The 16,567-nt window shown below is 68.6% G+C and carries 11 protein-coding genes; 8 read left to right on the top strand and 3 right to left on the bottom strand.

Features of this window, described 5'->3' with window-relative positions; genetic code table 11:
- The first annotated feature begins 235 nt into the window (after positions 1-235).
- Genes pdhA through ABD848_RS06630 form a run of 3 tightly spaced genes read left to right on the top strand, consistent with a single transcriptional unit; the run spans position 236 to position 3,664 of the window.
- Positions 236-1,336, top strand: a complete 1,101-nt coding sequence (gene pdhA / locus ABD848_RS06640) for a pyruvate dehydrogenase (acetyl-transferring) E1 component subunit alpha (protein WP_344968457.1) — start codon at positions 236-238, stop codon at positions 1,334-1,336.
- A gap of 15 nt (positions 1,337-1,351) precedes the next feature.
- A complete protein-coding gene (locus ABD848_RS06635; protein WP_344968455.1) occupies positions 1,352-2,350 on the top strand; it encodes an alpha-ketoacid dehydrogenase subunit beta in 999 nt (332 codons plus the stop codon).
- Between the two features lie 18 nt (positions 2,351-2,368).
- Complete coding sequence (locus tag ABD848_RS06630) at positions 2,369-3,664, top strand: dihydrolipoamide acetyltransferase family protein (RefSeq protein WP_344968453.1); 1,296 nt, start codon at positions 2,369-2,371, stop codon at positions 3,662-3,664.
- Between the two features lie 272 nt (positions 3,665-3,936).
- On the opposite strand, the gene ABD848_RS06625 is transcribed toward ABD848_RS06630, so the two are convergent.
- Complete coding sequence (locus tag ABD848_RS06625; RefSeq protein ID WP_344968450.1) at positions 3,937-5,622, bottom strand: endo-1,4-beta-xylanase; 1,686 nt, start codon at positions 5,620-5,622, stop codon at positions 3,937-3,939.
- A 1,274-nt stretch (positions 5,623-6,896) separates the two neighbouring features.
- Here ABD848_RS06625 and ABD848_RS06620 point away from each other — a divergent pair.
- The 3 genes from ABD848_RS06620 to ABD848_RS06610 all read left to right on the top strand — a co-directional run bounded on the left by ABD848_RS06620 (position 6,897) and on the right by ABD848_RS06610 (position 10,857).
- The gene (locus ABD848_RS06620; protein ID WP_344968448.1) at positions 6,897-8,717 is read left to right on the top strand and encodes an acyl-CoA dehydrogenase family protein; all 1,821 of its coding nucleotides are present in this window, start codon (positions 6,897-6,899) and stop codon (positions 8,715-8,717) included.
- A complete protein-coding gene (locus ABD848_RS06615) occupies positions 8,707-10,467 on the top strand; it encodes an acyl-CoA dehydrogenase (protein ID WP_344968445.1) in 1,761 nt (586 codons plus the stop codon). Before ABD848_RS06620 ends, ABD848_RS06615 begins: the two co-directional genes overlap by 11 nt.
- A 63-nt stretch (positions 10,468-10,530) precedes the next feature.
- On the top strand, positions 10,531-10,857 hold the full coding sequence (locus ABD848_RS06610; protein ID WP_344968443.1) for an acyl carrier protein: 327 nt from the start codon (positions 10,531-10,533) through the stop codon (positions 10,855-10,857).
- Here ABD848_RS06610 and ABD848_RS06605 read toward each other — a convergent pair.
- Positions 10,846-11,520: an HAD-IA family hydrolase gene (locus ABD848_RS06605; RefSeq protein WP_344968441.1), complete on the bottom strand. Its 675-nt coding sequence runs from the start codon at positions 11,518-11,520 to the stop codon at positions 10,846-10,848. The genes ABD848_RS06610 and ABD848_RS06605 overlap by 12 nt on opposite strands.
- Before the next feature lie 509 nt (positions 11,521-12,029).
- Positions 12,030-12,464 carry a CBS domain-containing protein gene (locus tag ABD848_RS06600; protein ID WP_344968439.1) on the bottom strand — a complete coding sequence of 145 codons (435 nt, stop codon included), beginning with the start codon at positions 12,462-12,464 and terminating at the stop codon, positions 12,030-12,032.
- 1,055 nt (positions 12,465-13,519) lie between these two features.
- Between ABD848_RS06600 and ABD848_RS06595 the strand changes: the two genes are divergently transcribed.
- Both ABD848_RS06595 and ABD848_RS06590 read left to right on the top strand, forming a co-directional pair.
- Positions 13,520-13,981, top strand: a complete 462-nt coding sequence (locus tag ABD848_RS06595) for a PPOX class F420-dependent oxidoreductase (RefSeq protein ID WP_344968437.1) — start codon at positions 13,520-13,522, stop codon at positions 13,979-13,981.
- A 94-nt stretch (positions 13,982-14,075) separates the two neighbouring features.
- A complete protein-coding gene (locus tag ABD848_RS06590; RefSeq protein WP_344968434.1) occupies positions 14,076-16,271 on the top strand; it encodes an acyl-CoA dehydrogenase in 2,196 nt (731 codons plus the stop codon).
- Positions 16,272-16,567: the final 296 nt, after the last annotated feature.

Here is a 16,567-nt window from a genome sequence, read left to right as displayed (position 1 = left end):
GGGGACATGTCCACATGTGAGCGAATATTCCACTACCTGCCCTAAAGTCTTATTGATCGATCATCGATCAGTACGTAGAGTATGCGCGACACACGTCACATCGACAGCCACGTAACCAGCGCCCGTTGAGCCCGGGCGCCAATGCCGTCACTAGGCACGACCGCCTGGTTCGGCACCGGCCCGTCCGAGCCCACCCGCCCGGCCGGGGCCGACCCGCACGTAGAAAGGCACGACCATGGCTGACACGGCCAAGTCGAAAAGCGGCGGCGCCAGGGGCAATGGCGGCCGTCGGCGGAGTCGAAAAGACACCGCGCCGACCATCGCCAGCGAGCAGCCCGCCACACTGCTGGACTACTACCGGCGCATGCTGCTCATACGCCGATTCGAGGAACGAACGGCCCAGGCCTACACCCAGGCGCGTATCGGCGGTTACTGTCACCTGAACCTGGGTGAAGAAGCCACGATCGTCGGTCTGATGACCGCGCTGCACGAGCGCGACTACCTGTTCACCAACTACCGCGAGCACGGCTACGCCGTGGCCAAGGGCATCAGCGCGCGCGGCGTCATGGCCGAGCTGTACGGGCGCAGCACGGGCGTCTCCAAAGGCTGGGGCGGCTCGATGCACATGTTCGACACCGAGGTGCGGCTGCTCGGCGGCTACGGCATCGTCGGTGGGCAGCTTCCACTGGCCACCGGCGCGGCACTGGCCGTCTCGTACCGCGGCGGCGACGAGGTCGTCATGTGCCAGATGGGAGACGGCACCACTAACATCGGCGCGTTCCACGAGTCCCTCAACATCGCGAGCCTGTGGGATCTCCCCATCGTATTCGTGGTCATCAACAATTACACGGGTATGGGCACCACAGTCGAACGCGCGTCGGCGGAACCGGAGCTGTACAAGCGCGGCTCGGCCTACCGCGTCGAAGGGGTGCGCGCCGACGGCCGGGACGTCCTCGCGGTCCGCGACGCCGCCACCGACCTGACCGAGCGCGCCCGCTCCGAGCAGCGTCCCTTCCTGCTGGAGACCATGAGCTACCGCATGAAGGGCCATTCGGTGGTCGACCCCGCCAAGTACCGCACCAAGGAAGAGGCGGAGGAAGCCCGTTCCAACGACCCGGTGGCCAAGTTCGAAAGCGAACTGGAAGCGGCCGGCGTGCTCACCGAGGACGCCAAGAAGGAGATCCAGGACTCCGTGCGCGCCGAGGTCAACGACGCCGCCGAGTTTGCGGAGAACAGTCCCCACCCCGACGTGTCGACCCTGTTCGACTACACCTACGCCACCCCCGTGGCGAACGAGTCGCGCCGCATGCCCGCCGACCCGGTGTTCGCCGAGTAGTTAAGGAGCGGGTCCATGTCTGTCATCACCTACCGTCAGGCGCTGCGCGACACGCTGCGCGCCGAGATGCACCGCGACGAGAACGTCTTCGCCATGGGCGAGGAGATCGGTGTTTTCGAAGGCTCCTACAAGATCACCGAAGGGCTGTTGAAGGAATTCGGCGAGCGCCGGGTCCGCGACACGCCCATCGCCGAGGAGGGCTTCGTCGGAGCCGCGATCGGGGCGTCCATGTTGGGCCTGCGCCCCGTCGTCGAGGTCATGACGATCAACTTCTCGCTGCTGGCGCTGGACCAGATCGTCAACCACGCCGCCAAGATCTACGGCATGTTCGGCGGTCAGAACAGCGTCCCCATGGTCATCCGCACCCCGGGCGGCGGCGGCCAGCAGCTCGGCGCCACGCACTCACAAAACATCGAGCTGTACTACTCCTTCGTCCCCGGGCTGAAGGTGATCGCGCCCAGTACCCCCGCCGACGCCGCCGCCATGTTGCGCGCGGCCATCCGCGACAACGACCCGGTGCTGCTGCTGGAGAACCTGGGGCTGTACAACAGCAAGGGCGAGGTGCCCGATGACGACGACAGCGTGGCCGAGATCGGCCGTGCGGCCGTCACCCGCGAAGGCAACGACATCACGATCATCGGCTACTCCCGCATGGCCATGATCGCCTCCCAAGTCGCGGAGAACCTGGCCGACGAGGGAATCAATGCCGAGGTCATCGACTTGCGCAGCCTGCGCCCGCTCGACCGTGAGACGATCGTGGAGTCGGTTAGCAAGACCGGCAGCGCAGTGGTCGCCGAGGACGACTGGCTGACGTACGGCATCGGCGCCGAGATCGCCGCCACCATTCAGGAGGGCGCGTTCGATTGGCTGGACGCGCCAGTGCGCCGGGTCGCCATGGCCGAGGTTCCGCTGCCCTACGCCAAACCGCTGGAGACGGCAGCTCTGCCATCGGCCGAGTCGCTGACCACAGCCGTCCACGAGACCCTGCGCGCCGTCGGCCGGCGGGTCGGTTGATGAGGGGAATGCTCAACCATGACTGAGATCTACATGCCGCGCCTCTCCGACACCATGGAGGAAGGCGTCATCAGCTCCTGGGCCAAACAGGTCGGTGACAAGGTATCCCCTGGCGATGTCCTCATGGAGATCGAGACCGACAAGGCCGTGATGGAATATGAGGCCTACGACGAGGGCTACCTCATCGAGCAATCCGTCAGCGAGGGCGACACGGTGCCGATCGGTGCCGTGATCGGCGTGCTGGGCGACAGTCCCGACGCCACCCCGCCCAAGCGCGACACGGAGGCCGCGGCCCCGGCGCAAGAAGGCGCTGCCGCGCAGGAGGCCCAACCCCAGCAGGGCGCACCGACGCAGCCGGCCGAGTCGGCGGCCGAGACCGCCGCACCGAGCGCGCCCGCCGGCGACGGCGCCCCGCGCCCGCGTACCTCCCCGCTGGCACGGCGGTTGGCCAAGGAGTACGGGCTCGACATCGAGCAGATCCCGGGCTCGGGCCCCAAGGGGCGGGTCGTGCGCGCCGACATCGAGGAAGCCGCCAAACAGCGCGAGGAGCAGCCCGCTGTGGCGCCGGCTCCGGCAGCCGCTGCCCCCGCGGCGCCTGCGGCCCAGCAGCCGGTCGAGGACGGCCGCGACTCCGAAGAGGTGCCGGTCTCCAACATCCGCCGGGTCACCGCTCGGCGGCTCTCGGAGGTCAAGCAGGGAGTCCCGCACTTCTACCTGCGCCGCACGATCGACGCCGAGGCACTGCGGGAGTTCCGCTCCCAGATCAACGCGCAGTTGGAGGGCACCGGCAGCAAGGTCAGCTTCAACGATCTGATCGTCAAGGCCGCGGCGACGGTGCTACGGCGCCACCCCCAGGTCAACTCCTCGTGGGTCAACGACACGATGCTGCACCACAACCGGATCAACATCGGTGTGGCGGTGGCGGTCGACGCCGGGCTGGTCGTGCCCGTTGTGCACGACGCCGACAAGCTGCCGGTCTCAGAGATCGCCGAACGCAGCCGCGAGCTTGCGGGCAAGGCCCGCGACGGCAAGCTCAAGCCGCAGGAGATGAGCGGCGGCACGTTCAGCGTCAGCAACATGGGCATGCTGGGCGTCGATAGCTTCGCCGCCGTCATCAACCCGCCAGAGGCCGCCATTTTGGCGGTGGGGGCGATGCGCCAGGAGCCGGTGGTGCGCGACGGCGAGATCGTCGCCCGCCACACCATCGCCTTGGAGCTGTCGGTGGACCACCGCGCTGTGGACGGCGCGGTCGGTGCGGCGTTCCTCAAGGAGCTCGCCGAGGTCCTTGAGCAGCCGATGCGCATCGTGGTGTAGCACCACTGCCGTTCGCAGTCGACAATGCCCGCCCCGGTGAGATCTCACCGGGGCGGGCCTTTCTCACTGCGCCTGTGCCCTCCCGTGGTCGGCGGGCTCCCACAGGGCTGCGGAAGGGGGGATCGGAGAGCCTGCCTGGGGGAGGGCCGCCGCCGGTGGGCCGGCCAACCTGGGGGATGACGATCGGCCGGACGACCAGCGGCGGCGGTCGGGGACAACGTATGGGTGGGGCCGGTGGGTAAGAGCCGGGCTCTAGGTCTTAGGACCCGGCGTTAGGAGACGGTGCAGCTCTCACCGTTGAGGCTGAAGGAGCTGGGCTCGTCATTGGTCCCGTTGTGGGAGGCGTTGAAGCCGACGCTGACCGACTGGCCGGCGGCAAGGTTGCCGTTCCAGGGGGCGTTGGTCACCGTGACGGTGGAACCGGACTGGCTCCAGTCGCCCGACCAGCCGTTGGTGAGCTGCTGACCGTTGGGGAAGTCGAACTGCAACTCCCAGCCGCTGACCGAGCTACCGGGCGTGATCTCGATGTTGCCGGTGAAGCCGTTGTTCCACTCGTTGGCGGCGTTGTAGGAGACCTCGCAGTCACCGGTGGGCGGCGGGGTGGAGCCGTCCTCAGTGGTTACGGTGACACCGGGGGACAACGAGGAGGTGTTGCCCGCGGCGTCGCTGGCCTGCACCTGGAAGGTGTACTGGGTGTTGGGGTTCAGGCCGGTGACGGTGGTGGAGGTCGAGGAGGTGGTGGCCACCTGGGAGCCGCCGCTGTAGACGGCGTACTCGGTCACGCCGACGTTGTCGCTGGAGGGCGACCAGGACAGGTCCACGCTGTTGGCGCCGACGTTGCTGGCCGAAGGCTGACCCGGCGTGGTGGGCGCCTGGGTGTCGTCGGGGTTGGTGCCGCTGTCGAGGACATCGTGGACCGCGTCGTAGGCGGGCTTGGGGTTGTAGTTGTTGTCGAACAGCAGCGGCGCGCCTTGGCCGTCGAAGGTGTCGGGCACCCAGGAGTACTGGTCGGTGATGCCCCAGACGGTGACGCCGACGCAGCCCGAGACCGCCAGGCAGTTGTTGAAGACCTCGCGGTAGTCCTGGGCCTGCTGCTGCAACTCGCTGTCGCTGGCCGGCATGTCGATGCGCACGTCCAGCTCGGTGATCGCCACTTCCAGGCCCAGGTCGACGAAGCGCTGGATGTTCTGCTGCATGTCGCCGGGGACCTGGCCGTTGATCAGGTGGGCCTGTAGGCCGATGCCGTCGAGCGGCACGCCCTGGGCCAGCAGGTCCTGGGCCAGGTTGTAGTAGGCGTCGCTCTTGGCGTTGATGCCGTCGATGCTGTAGTCGTTCAGGTACAGCTTGGCGTCGGGGTCGGCCTCGTTGGCCGCGCGCAGCGCCTGGGCGACGAAGTCCTCACCGATGGTCTGGTAGAAGACCGACTGGCGCCAGGAGCCGTCGCCGAGGAAGATCTCGTTGGCCACGTCCCAGTACTTGACGTCATTGGAGTAGCGGCCGGCCACGGCGTCGATGTGGTTCTCCATGACGTTGGTCAGCTCACTGGAGCTGAAGTTGCCGTTGGAGACCCAGGACGGGAGCTGGCTGTGCCACACGAGCGTGTGGCCGCGGATCGCGTGGCCGTTGTTGCGGGCGAAGTCGATGTACTGGTCGGCGCCACTCCAGTCGAAGTTGCCCTGTGAGGGCTGCACCGACTCCCACTTCATGGTGTTCTCTGCCGTGGAGGCGTTGAACTCGGTGGCGGCCAGGTTGGCGAACTGGCTGTCGTTGTTGAGATGGTCGACGGCGAGCGCGGCGCCGATCTCGAAGCCTTGGCTGCTGGCGTGGTCGGCCAACGGGTCCGCGTGGGCGGTCGAGGGGATCATGAGCGTGGCCGCACCGGTCGCCGTGGCGATCAGCGCGCTAAGCCAGCGCCGCGTCCCCGCGGGCTTGGCTCGATGGTCACGGTTACGTGCCATGTGAGTTTCTCCTTTCTGGCCTGCGAAGCCTCCCGTCCCCCGGCGCTTTTGTCGCACCAGAACACGGGATGGGAGCGCTCCCGAACAGGTGGTGATGAACGTAACACCCTCCCAGTCCAGGACAGAAGAGAGCCCCGCCGGCGATCTGCACCCGCGTGAGGACATGAAACCTCATACCAGGAATTTCCTCGTTTGGAAAGTCGCTTTCCGCAAGTTTCGGGGAGGTAACGTCCAATAAGAGCTGACCTTAACCGGGTGGTTCTTTTGTCCATTAGTGGGGTCAGCCCCCGCTCACCTGGGAGGCCGAAGAACCGTTTTGTCAGTGGTTCGCGAGAACAGCGGAAACGGAAGTGGCCCCTTTTCCCGGTAGGCCACTGTGGGCCGGGGAGGGAGCGGGCGGCGCGGGAAGGGGCGAGCGGGGGACCGGAGATAGGTGTCTCAGCGCCGACCACCCCGCCGACCGATGGACGGTGACGATCCATGCGAGACGGCTAGCAGGGGAGCGACCGGCTGCTCGCCGCACCCCGAACTGTGGGACCGGAAATGACGGGGAAGGGGAGGGCCTTCCTACTGCCGTCTCGGTCATCTCGCCCGAGACGGGGTGGCCGGAAACGGCCAAAAGCCCACTACAGGAAGCAGGGAGAGCCACCACAACCGACCTAAGAACGAAACCGGTTTACCTAGATGTTTTCAAAGGCTTTCGCAACCTTGACTAGGATGTGCTCTCCGGTTAGTTTCAACGCTGTTGGTGGCCTTAATATTCGGTAGACCAACCACGGACTACGTCGGGGTTTCGCATGCCCCGCCGTAGGAGGGGCATGTCGATCAAGCACTAAAATACCTGGCCAGCTTGACACTCCTCTATGCACGACGAGACACAGAGCTCCCATAAGGACAGTACGAACCTCCCCAGCCCCAACACCCCCAGCCGCCGACCACAAGCCAACCCTCTCTCTAAAATCGGAAGAAAAAATGAATATCGATAGACGATCACTCCTCAGACGAAAGAGAAATAAACATGAAAAAGTAAACCGGTATACCAACAAGTAGAAATATAATCGAAATCGTCGAAGACGGTCGTCGTCGAGCCGTCCAAGGAACAGTGATATGAGTTCCACTGCCATTAGCCGTAGGAATTTCAGTGAGGTGTTCGCTGAAAAAATTCCACCCCGCTGCTCTGTACCTCCGCCCGCAGTGTTGCACCGCCACAGCCAGCGGTTGCGGGCCACCACCGCCATCGCCGGGGCCGCTGTGCTCCCGTCCGAGGACGCGTCATGAGCGCCGTACTCGACTATCCGCCGGCCAACCTCGCCGCCACGCTGGACGCCCGACTGGGCGACCCGGCCGACCGCACGGGAAGCTTCTCGCGGGCGCACTGCGCCGAGCTGGACCGCAGCGAGGAGTTCCCACACGCGATCTGCCGCCACCTCGACGCCCTTGAACTTCCCTCGTACTACATTCCCAGCTCTCTCGGTGGCCGGCTGAACGACTACGAGGACCTGCTGTACATATGGCGGACTCTGGCGCGTCGGGACCTCACGGTCGCGGTGGTCCACGCCAAGACCTACCTGGGCGCGGTGTCGGTGTGGCTCGCCGGTGACCGAGACCAAGCGCGCCGACTGGGCTCGGAGATCATGGCCGGACGCCGAGTGAGCTGGGCGCTCACCGAACCCGATCACGGCTCTGACCTGTTTGCCAGCAAGGTCATGGCCTCGCCCGACGGATCGGGTTACCGCATATCGGGAAAGAAATGGCTGATCACCAACGCCTCCCAAGGGTCGTACCTGTGCGTGTTGACCCGCACCGATGGGACGGACAATGAGCACGGCCACAGCCTGTTCCTCGTGGACAGGTCGAGCCTGCCGGCGGACAGCTACCGGCTGCTGCCCAAAGTGCGCACCCACGGCATCCGCGGCGCCGACGTCAGCGGTATCGCGTTCGAGTCCGCCCCGGTCGGCCGCGACGCTCTCGTGGGGCCGCCCGGCTCGGGCGCCGAGACCGTACTCCGAGGTTTCCAGCTCACGCGGACGATGTGCACCGCGCTGTCCCTGGGAGCCGGAGATCAGGCCTTGCAGCTAGCCACCCGGTTCGCCACCGAGCGCCTTAAGCGAGACCGGTCACTGATCGAACGCCCCCATGTACGTGACACGCTGGCGCGCACGGCAGCACTCCTCCTGACCGCTGAGGCCACCGCGATCGTCGCCAGTCGCTGCGTGCACGCGCTCACCGGCGAGATGAGCGTCGTCTCGGCCGTGGTCAAAGCACTGATCCCGAGCCTGGTCGAGGAGATGCTCGCAGAGCTCGCCGAACTGCTCGGCACTCAGTCGTTCCTCGCCGAGAGCTACGCGGAGGGGGCCTTCCAGAAGGTCCAGCGCGACCACCGGGTGGTCACCATCTTCGACGGCAGCGCCGTGGTGAACCGCAACGCTGTGATCAACCAGTTTCCCCGCCTGACGCGGGGCTATACCGAAGGGATCGTCGACTCCGCCGGACTGAGCCAGGCGAGCCACGTGACCACCCCGCCCCCACCCCTGGACACCGAGAAGCTCCAGGTGCTGTCCACGGATGGGTGCAGCGTCGTACAGAGCCTGCCCACCGTGGTTGAGCAGGTCACCCAAGCCGTCTCCCGAGGGCTCGCCCCCCGTGACCTCGCCCGCGCCGCGCGAGCGGTGCTCACCGCGACAAAAGCCGTCCATGAACGGATGCGGGAGACCCGTCCCGCTGTGCGGCCCATGGCCGCCGACTACGAGGTGGCTGCCGACTACGAACTGTGCTTCGCCGCCGCGGCCTGCCTGCACCTGTGGGTGGCCAACGCCGCGGACCACCCTGCCGCCCCGCAGCCGGCCGCGGAACTGTGGGATGACGCGCTATGGCTACAGGTGGTCCTGCGCGAACTCCTGAGCCGGCTCGGCCACGCCGACGAGGGATCGGCATGGCGCATCGCCAGCGGGTCACCGGCCACAGAACCGGCCGACTCCCTGGAGCGTTTCGTTGACCTGCTGGCAACGACCGGCGGCGCCGTGACGCTGTTTCCCGGCCGCACCACCGGAACGCGCGCTCCCCTGCTGTGGAAGGAGACCACCCATGCGCGCTGACTCGGGACCGCTCATCCGCCAACCGTGGGAAACCCTGCGCATGCCCGAACCCGTTGCTCCCGGGCCCGGCGTCACCGAACTCGACCGCGCCCTGGGAGACCCGTGGGACAAGGACAACCCCGCGGGCTTCGTCGAGTTCCTCGCCGCCGACGAGCGCGCAGAGATGTCGGCGGCCGGGGAAGCCATCCTCGACCGTTACGGCTTCAACGCCGAGTTCGTTCCGGTCGCGCTGGGCGGCCGGTTCGCGCGTATGGACCGGCTCATCGAAGTACTGCGCACCGTATGGCGGCGCGACCCGTGCCTGGGGCTGGGACACGGGCTCAGCTCCTTCATCGCCGCGGTCAGCGCGTGGACCGCCGGTGACTCCAGCCAGCGCAGCGCGGTCGCCAACCTGCTGCTGGCCAACCGGCGGGTTGCGCCGGTGTACCACGAGTTCGGACACGACAACGATCTGTCGAGCGTGAACTTCTCCGCCACATCCAACGGTGCCGGCTGGCTGCTCAACGGCCGTAAGGACCTGGTGACGGACGTGCGGCGTGCCGACGCCATGGTGATCTTCGCTCGAACGCGCCCCGGTCTCGGCAGCCGCAACCACGGACAGTTCTTTGTGCCCAAACCCACCGCCGCGCAGGGGCGGGTGCGCTATCTGCCGCGTTCGCCCAGCTCTGGCATGCGGGGGGTCCGGCTTGACGGCGCCGAGTTCACCAACTACCGCATCCCCGGGGAGAGCCTGATCGGCGAGCCCGGTCAGGGAGTCGAGACCGCGCTGCGCTCGTTCCAGATCACCCGCAGCGCCCTACCGGGGGCGTCGGTGGGCATCCTCGACACCGGGCTGCGCACCGCGCTGTCCTATGTGCGAGAGCGCCGGCGCTACGGCGGCGCGGCGACCGACCTGCCCTATGTGCGGGCGGTCATCGGCCGAGCGTTCACCGACCTGCTCGTGGTCGATGCGTTCAGTTCGGTGGCAGCCCGCGCGCTTCACCTGCTGCCTGGGGAGACCGGGGTGCTCGCCTCGGCGGTGAAATACCTGGCGCCGCGGGTGCTCATGGACGCTATGGCCGAACTGAGTACGGTACTGGGCGCCCACTCCCATCTGCGCGAGGGGCGGTATGCAATCTTCGAGAAACTCGCCCGGGACCTGGCACCGGCCGAGTTCGGCCACGCCTCACGGGATGCCTGCCGGGCCACGATCCTGCCCCAACTGCCCCGGCTGGCACGGCGGGCGTGGTTCAACGGGACGGCACTGCCGGAACTGTTCTGGGTGGGCGGTGACCTGGCACCGCTGCGGTTCTCGGGCCTGGTGACCGGGGCACCCGGCAGCGACAGCCTGTGCGCGGCCCTGGTGGACATCAGCGAACACTACGCCGGAGCCAGCCCCTTGGGTCGGCTGGCCGACCGGTTCCGCGACGAACTGGTGCTGTTGCGTGCCCAATGCGTCGAACTGGCGCCCAAAGACCTCAGCTTGGACGCCTCGCCCGCGGCTCACGCGGTGGTCGAACGCTACACCCTGGTGTTGGCCGCCGCCTGCTGCCTGGGGATCTGGTGGCACGGCAGCGGTCACGGAGTGCCGTTTGCCTGTGACGAGACGTGGGTGACGGCGGCGCTGGACCGGCTGAACCGGCGCCTGGGCGGCAAAGTGACTACGCGCGAGGAGACCAGAGGGCTGGAGGAGTCGATGTTCCGTTCGGCTGTGCGGCGTCACGACGATGGCCGGCTGTTCGACCTGACCGGGCGGGAGGTGCCGGGGTGAGCGCAGCGCCGCCGACACCTACGGGCGGGTGCCCGGGCCGCGTCCGTCGAGAAAGGGCGGAAGTTGACGAGTGGACCCCAGGCGAGTATGGCGCCGAGCACCCCCTTACTGGAGCAGGTGCGGGGGTGGCTGGTCAGGCGCGTCGCCTACTACGCCCAGTGCGGCGCCGCCGAGATCGACGTGGAGGTGCCGCTGGCCGAGTACGGCCTGGAGTCGGTGTACACGTTCTCGCTATGCGGCGACATCGCCGACCATTTCGAACTTGCGATCGACCCCACCCTGATCTGGGATCTCACCACGGTGGCGACCCTGGCGCACTACCTCGCCGCTGTCCTGGTCCAGCGTCGAGAACTGGGCGACACCCTCGGCGGGAAGGGACTATTCCGTTAGCGCCAGGAGGGCGTCGACGACCTCCTCCAGACCGGAGCCGGTGACGTCGGCAGCGGCGAAGGCCGCGGAGAACTCGCCCTCAAGGTGACGGGACCAGCCCGTCACCCATCCGGCGCGGTGGGCTCCGTGGATATCCCAGCCGTGGGCGGCCACCAGCGCCATGCGGTCGGAGGCCACACCGCAGGTGGTGGCGGCGTGGTGGTAGACGTCGGGCGCTGGTTTCCAACGGCCGACCTCCTCGACCGAGACCACGCGCTCCACGTGCTCCCGGAGACCGCCTCGCCGTAGCAGCGTGTCCGTGGTGGTGGCGGTGCCGTTGGTGATGGTGATGGCGCGGCCCGCGGCACTGGCCCGCCGCAGCGCCGGCTCGGCGTCGGGCCGTGGGTCCAGTGTCGCGATCGCCGCCACTAGTTCGACCGCGGTCGCGTGTGGCACTTGGTGTCCGCTGATCTCCCGTAGCACGTCGGTGGCGAGGTCGGGGAAGGAGCGGTAGCCGCCCGCCGCGGCCAGGGCGAACCCGTCGCGCAGCATCCGGTCGAACCAGTGGCGCACCGTCGCTTCCGGCAGTCCCGCCTCCCGGAAGCGGGGGCGCAGCGGCTCCAGCGGAAACAGGGTCTCGACTACGTCGAAGGCGATGACGAGCGGACGCTGCGCGGTGGTCATGGGACCTCCGATCCCGGTTGGCGGCTGCCTATGGCGCGATCGTACTCCCGCCCGCCAGTGGAACGTGTGGGGCGAGCAGCGCCGGCCACGTCGGATGCGTCCCCAAGACGACGGCGCGGGACCACGACACGGACGGCGCGACGGGAACCAGGGAGAGTCGAGTGGGACTTTCCGGCCCGCGCTGTGCTGCTCCCGGCCGCCGCTGCGGCCCGGCCGGCACAGCAACCGCCGATCCGCTCCGTTGGAGCACGCCGAGGCGGGCGGTGGTGGCCAGAGGCGCCACCGGCGCCGCCCCACGCTCCACGGCGCGCCCCGCGCCCCGCGCGCCGCCGCTGCGGCTCGATCCCCCTGCCTGGGCGCCGCCTATCCCGGCGCCCAGGCGGGGGTGGGATGGCGTGGGTGGGGATGTGCCGATCGCTCCCACAGGGCCGGCCGAAATACCGGGTGCGGGCGCGTGGTGGGGGCCGCTGCGTCGCGGAGCCCCCACCGCCTCGTCGGAAACAGGGTGGTCAGGAGACGCGGTCGGCAGGGCCGGACTTGAGGGTCTCCACCAGGTGGCCCAGTTGGTCCTCCGGGAGGTTGCGCGCGAGATCGGCTTCGCTGATGATGCCGACCAGCCGGTGTTCCTGGATGACCGGAATCCGCTTGACGCGGTGCTGTGTCATCTGCTGCAACACGTCCTGGATGTCGGCTTCGGCGTCGACGTAGAACGGTTTGCCGGCAGCCAGCTCACCGGCTTGGCACTGCGCAGGGTCCTTCCCCTCGGCGAGGCACTTCACGACGATGTCGCGGTCGGTCAGGATTCCGTGCAGCCGGTTGTCGTCGCCACATATGGGCAGCGCACCAACGCCAAGATCCCGCATCATGCGCGAGGCTTCGGTGATGGCTGCGTGCTCTTCGACGCACTCGGCGCCCTGGTGCATGATCTGGGCTGCGGTCGTCATGAGAGGTCTCCCTTCAGCGTCTTTCGTGGCGTCCCTCCATGCTGGGTTTTTCCAGCGAAAGAGCGCTTATGAGGGGCTTTACCAGCACTATTCCAATTCATAGCGCGCGGGTGTACCGCATTTTCCGTGGCGCGCGCCGCGAGCCGGGAACCGCCGGGCCGCGCATGTCACCGCAGCATCGACTTTCCAAAGTTTCCCAGAAAACCGGGAAACCCGGGGTTTCGTCATGAACCGCCGCCGCTGCCCCGCCCACTCCCCGGGGGTGCGGCGGGGGTGGCTTTGGCCTGAGGAGAGCATGCGGGGTTTCCCATCGCTCGTGCCTCGATCGCTTCGCGATCTCGGCAGCCTGGCGTGGACTGTGGACACGGTAGACGAGCACCACAACAGACAGACTGAGACCGGGAAGTGCCGCGGCTCAACACCTTCCGGGGTGCCCTCTGGCACTACCTCCGCAGAGACCGCCGCCCACCGCCGTATCCCCCGCAACAGCGATACCCCGTGCGACAGCGACGTTCGGGAGGGAAGCGCCACTCCAGGGGAGAGCGAGATCCCGGCGAGGCTCGGGGGAAGGCGACACCACGCCGAAGCGACGCCGCCTCACCCCCTGGAGGCATTACATGCGATCCGTCCGAAACGAAACGACGCCACCTCACCCCGGGGCCGCCCGCCCCAACCACAGCGCCCCCTTAAAGCTGCCGAGATCGCGAAGCGATCGAGGCACGAGCGAACAGCACCCTCCCCGCCCCCGGCAAGCAACAGACCCCCGCCCACACCCCGTCTAAGAGCCACTCGCCACAACCACCGAGACCACACAACGACCAAAACACGAGCCAACACCACCCACCCCGCTTGCCCCCAGAGAAACATCCCTGGCCATGGCAGCTCATCGCGGGAGCGACCGTAGAACCCGCAGGTGAGGAGCCGGCCACGGCCGCCGAGTCCGCCGAGCGCCGCTTGCCGCCGGAAGCCACGGGCGCCGCGATGTTACCTGGTCTTGGCCTTTCCCCGGTGAATCCACTGATGGTGCCTCGGGAGGGCGGGCATAGGGTGAAGCTATGAGCCCACGGATCGCGACGGCCGAAAAGGTGACCAGTGACGAGCTTCTGGAGTTCATCCGTCCCCGCCATCGGGCCATACTGATCACCGCCCGCGCTGACAACAGTCCACAGGCCTCACCAGTGACGTGCGGCGTCGACCGGATCGGCCGCATCGTGGTGTCGACTTACCCGGAACGGGCCAAGACCCGCAACGCGCGGCGCAACCCCAACGTGAGTATCCTCGTGCTCTCCGACGAGTTCGACGGCCCGTGGGTGCAGGTCGACGGCAGCGCGGAGGTTCTCGACATCCCCGAGGCGATCGAGCCGCTAGTGGAGTACTACCGCGCCATCTCCGGGGAGCACCCCGACTGGGACGAGTACCGCGCCGCTATGCGCCACCAGGGCAAGTCACTGCTGCGGATCGCTCCCCGCACCTGGGGACCGGTGGCCACGGGCGGATTCCCACCCCGGCTGGCCTGACGGCACCGAACGGATCGTCCCGCCGGCAGGGATCGCCGGTTGGCCGGCGGCCTACGATGACCTATGCCGGCCCCGCGACGACCGAGGAGTGCCCATGGCCCTGGCGATCACCGAGGAGCAGCGTGCGCTCGCCGGTGTGGCGCGGGAGTTCCTTCGCGCTCGGGGCGGCCTCGCCCCGGCTCGCGATTCGCTCGACACCGCGACCGAGGAGCTGCCCGACCTGTGGGACGAGTTGGCGGACCTGGGCTGGCTCGGCCTCGCGGTCCCCGAAGAGTACGGGGGACAGGGCGGTGGTCTGCCCGAACTGGCCATCCTGGCCGAGGAGATGGGACGCTGCCTCACCCCGGGACCGTTCCTGCCCACCGTGCTGGCCGCCAGTGTGCTCGCCGAGGCGGGATCGTCGCAGCAATGCGGAGAGCTGCTTCCCGGGCTGGCGGCGGGCACCACGCTCGGCGCCGTCGCGGTGAACACACTCCACGCCCCCGGCGTTGCGGCGCTCACTTGGGAAACGGCGGGCGTGCTCGACGGAACGGTGGACGTGCTCGACGGAACGGTGGACGTGCTGGGCGCCGGGCAGGCGCGGGTGCTGCTGCTCCCGGTGGGCCAAGACCTGGCGATCGTGCCCGCCGACGCCGCCGGCCTCCACCGGGAAACACCGCCGGGGCTCGACCCCACCCGGCGGCTGACGCGCGTCACGTGCGCGGGGGTCGCGGTCGACCCGAGCGCCGTCATCGCCGATGGCAGACCGGTGGCCGCCCGCCTGCTGCGGACGCTGGCCGCCGCCGAGGCCGCCGGCAGCGCCCACGCCTGCGCCGAGATGGCGGCCGGCTACGCCGGGGAGCGGGTCCAGTTCGGCCGTCCCATCGGCACCTTCCAGGCGGTCAAGCACCGCTGCGCCGACATGCTCGTGGCGGCCTGGCGAGCCACCGCGGCAGCGTGGGACGCGGCCAGGCCCTCCGCCGACGATCCGACCGCAGGGCTGGCCGCCGCGATCGCGGCGGAGACGGCATTGCCGGCCGCCATCGCCAACGCCGAGGGCAACATTCAGGTCCACGGCGGGATCGGCTGCTCCTGGGAACACGACGCGCACCTGTACGCGCGCCGCTGCCGCGCCCTCGCCGCCGTCGTGGCCGCGGGGGGAGCCACGGCAGGGGAGATCGCGGCGGCGACCCGCACGGGGCTGCGGCGGCGGGTGCGCGTCGACCTCCCGGCCCGCGCCGAGCGTCACCGCCCCGAGGCCGCCGAGGCGGCGCGGCGGGTGCGCGAGCTGGCGCCGGAGCGACAGCGCGAGGAGCTGGCACGCTCCGGCTTCCTGGTGCCGCACTGGCCGCGACCGTGGGGACTGGCGGCCGACCCGGCCCAACAGCTCGTCATCGAAGAGGAGTTCGCCGGCGTGGCGACGCCCACGCTCGGAGTCACCGGATGGGTGGTCCGCACCATCGTCGAGCACGGCACCCGCGAACAGTGCGAGCGTTGGGTCATGCCTGCCTTGGAGGGGAGGCTGACCTGGTGCCAACTGTTCAGCGAGCCCGAAGCGGGCTCGGATGCGGCGGCCGTGACGACACGGGCCCACCGCGCGGCGGGCGGCTGGCTGGTGACGGGACAGAAGGTGTGGACGACCGGGGCCGCCGAGAGCGATATGGGGTTGGCCACGGTGCGCACCGGGACCGGGCAGCGCAAGCACGCCGGCCTCACGGTCATGGCGATCGACCTGCGAGCCGAGAACGTCACGGTACGGCCGCTGCGCGAGCTGACCGGCGAAGCGCGGTTCGCGGAAGTGTCGCTGGAGGGGGTCTTCGTTTCCGACGCTGACGTCATCGGGGAGGTCGGCGAGGGCTGGAGCGTGGCACGGGCCACCCTGGGAAACGAGAGGGTGGCGGTGGGAGGCGGCGGCGTATCCGACGTCTCCGCGTTTTCCCTGCTCGACATCGCCGATCAGGTAGCTCCCGGGGGCGCCACCGGTTGGGAGGAGGAGATCGGCTCGCTGATCGCCGCCGAGCAGACGGCCCGGCTGGTCAACGCCCACCGAGCCGCCGTGGCCCTCGAAGGCGCCGGCGCCGGGGCCGGAGGCGCCGTGACCAAGCTGATCGAAGCCGAGCACGACCAGCGGGTGGCGGCCCTGGCAATGGAGATCGCCGGGACGAGGGCCGTGACCGACCAGATCCCTGGCCTGTCTCGGGCCTACCTGTTCAACCGTGCGCTGACCGTGGCGGGAGGCACCTCCGAGGTCATCCGGAACCAGATCGCCGAGCGGATGCTGGGCCTGCCCCGCGACCCGCTGCTGCGCTGAGCGCGGCGGAGTGTCGGCAGGGAGGTACAGCGCGCGGCGCGGTCGCGGCGTATGGGCGAAGGGCGCGCCGGCGGGTGCGCCCGCCGGAGTGGCGGGCCGAGTCTCGGCACGGCTTTTCACGGCGGAGGCGGCCGGTCGAAGACAGGCGCCTCCCGCCTCACCTGCGCAGCACCTCGACACGGTGCCGCCGCCCGGGAATCGGAAGAGCACGGAATTCACAACCGCGTCATCAAAAAGGAATTCCGTGTTTCGCGGACGCCTTGTCCCCATTCGACTACTGAAAGAAGCGATATCTT

The organism is Salinactinospora qingdaonensis, assembly GCF_039539445.1.
In the GTDB taxonomy this organism is placed as follows: Bacteria; Actinomycetota; Actinomycetes; order Streptosporangiales; family Streptosporangiaceae; genus Salinactinospora; species Salinactinospora qingdaonensis.
This window is presented reverse-complemented; position numbering and strand designations above follow the sequence as displayed.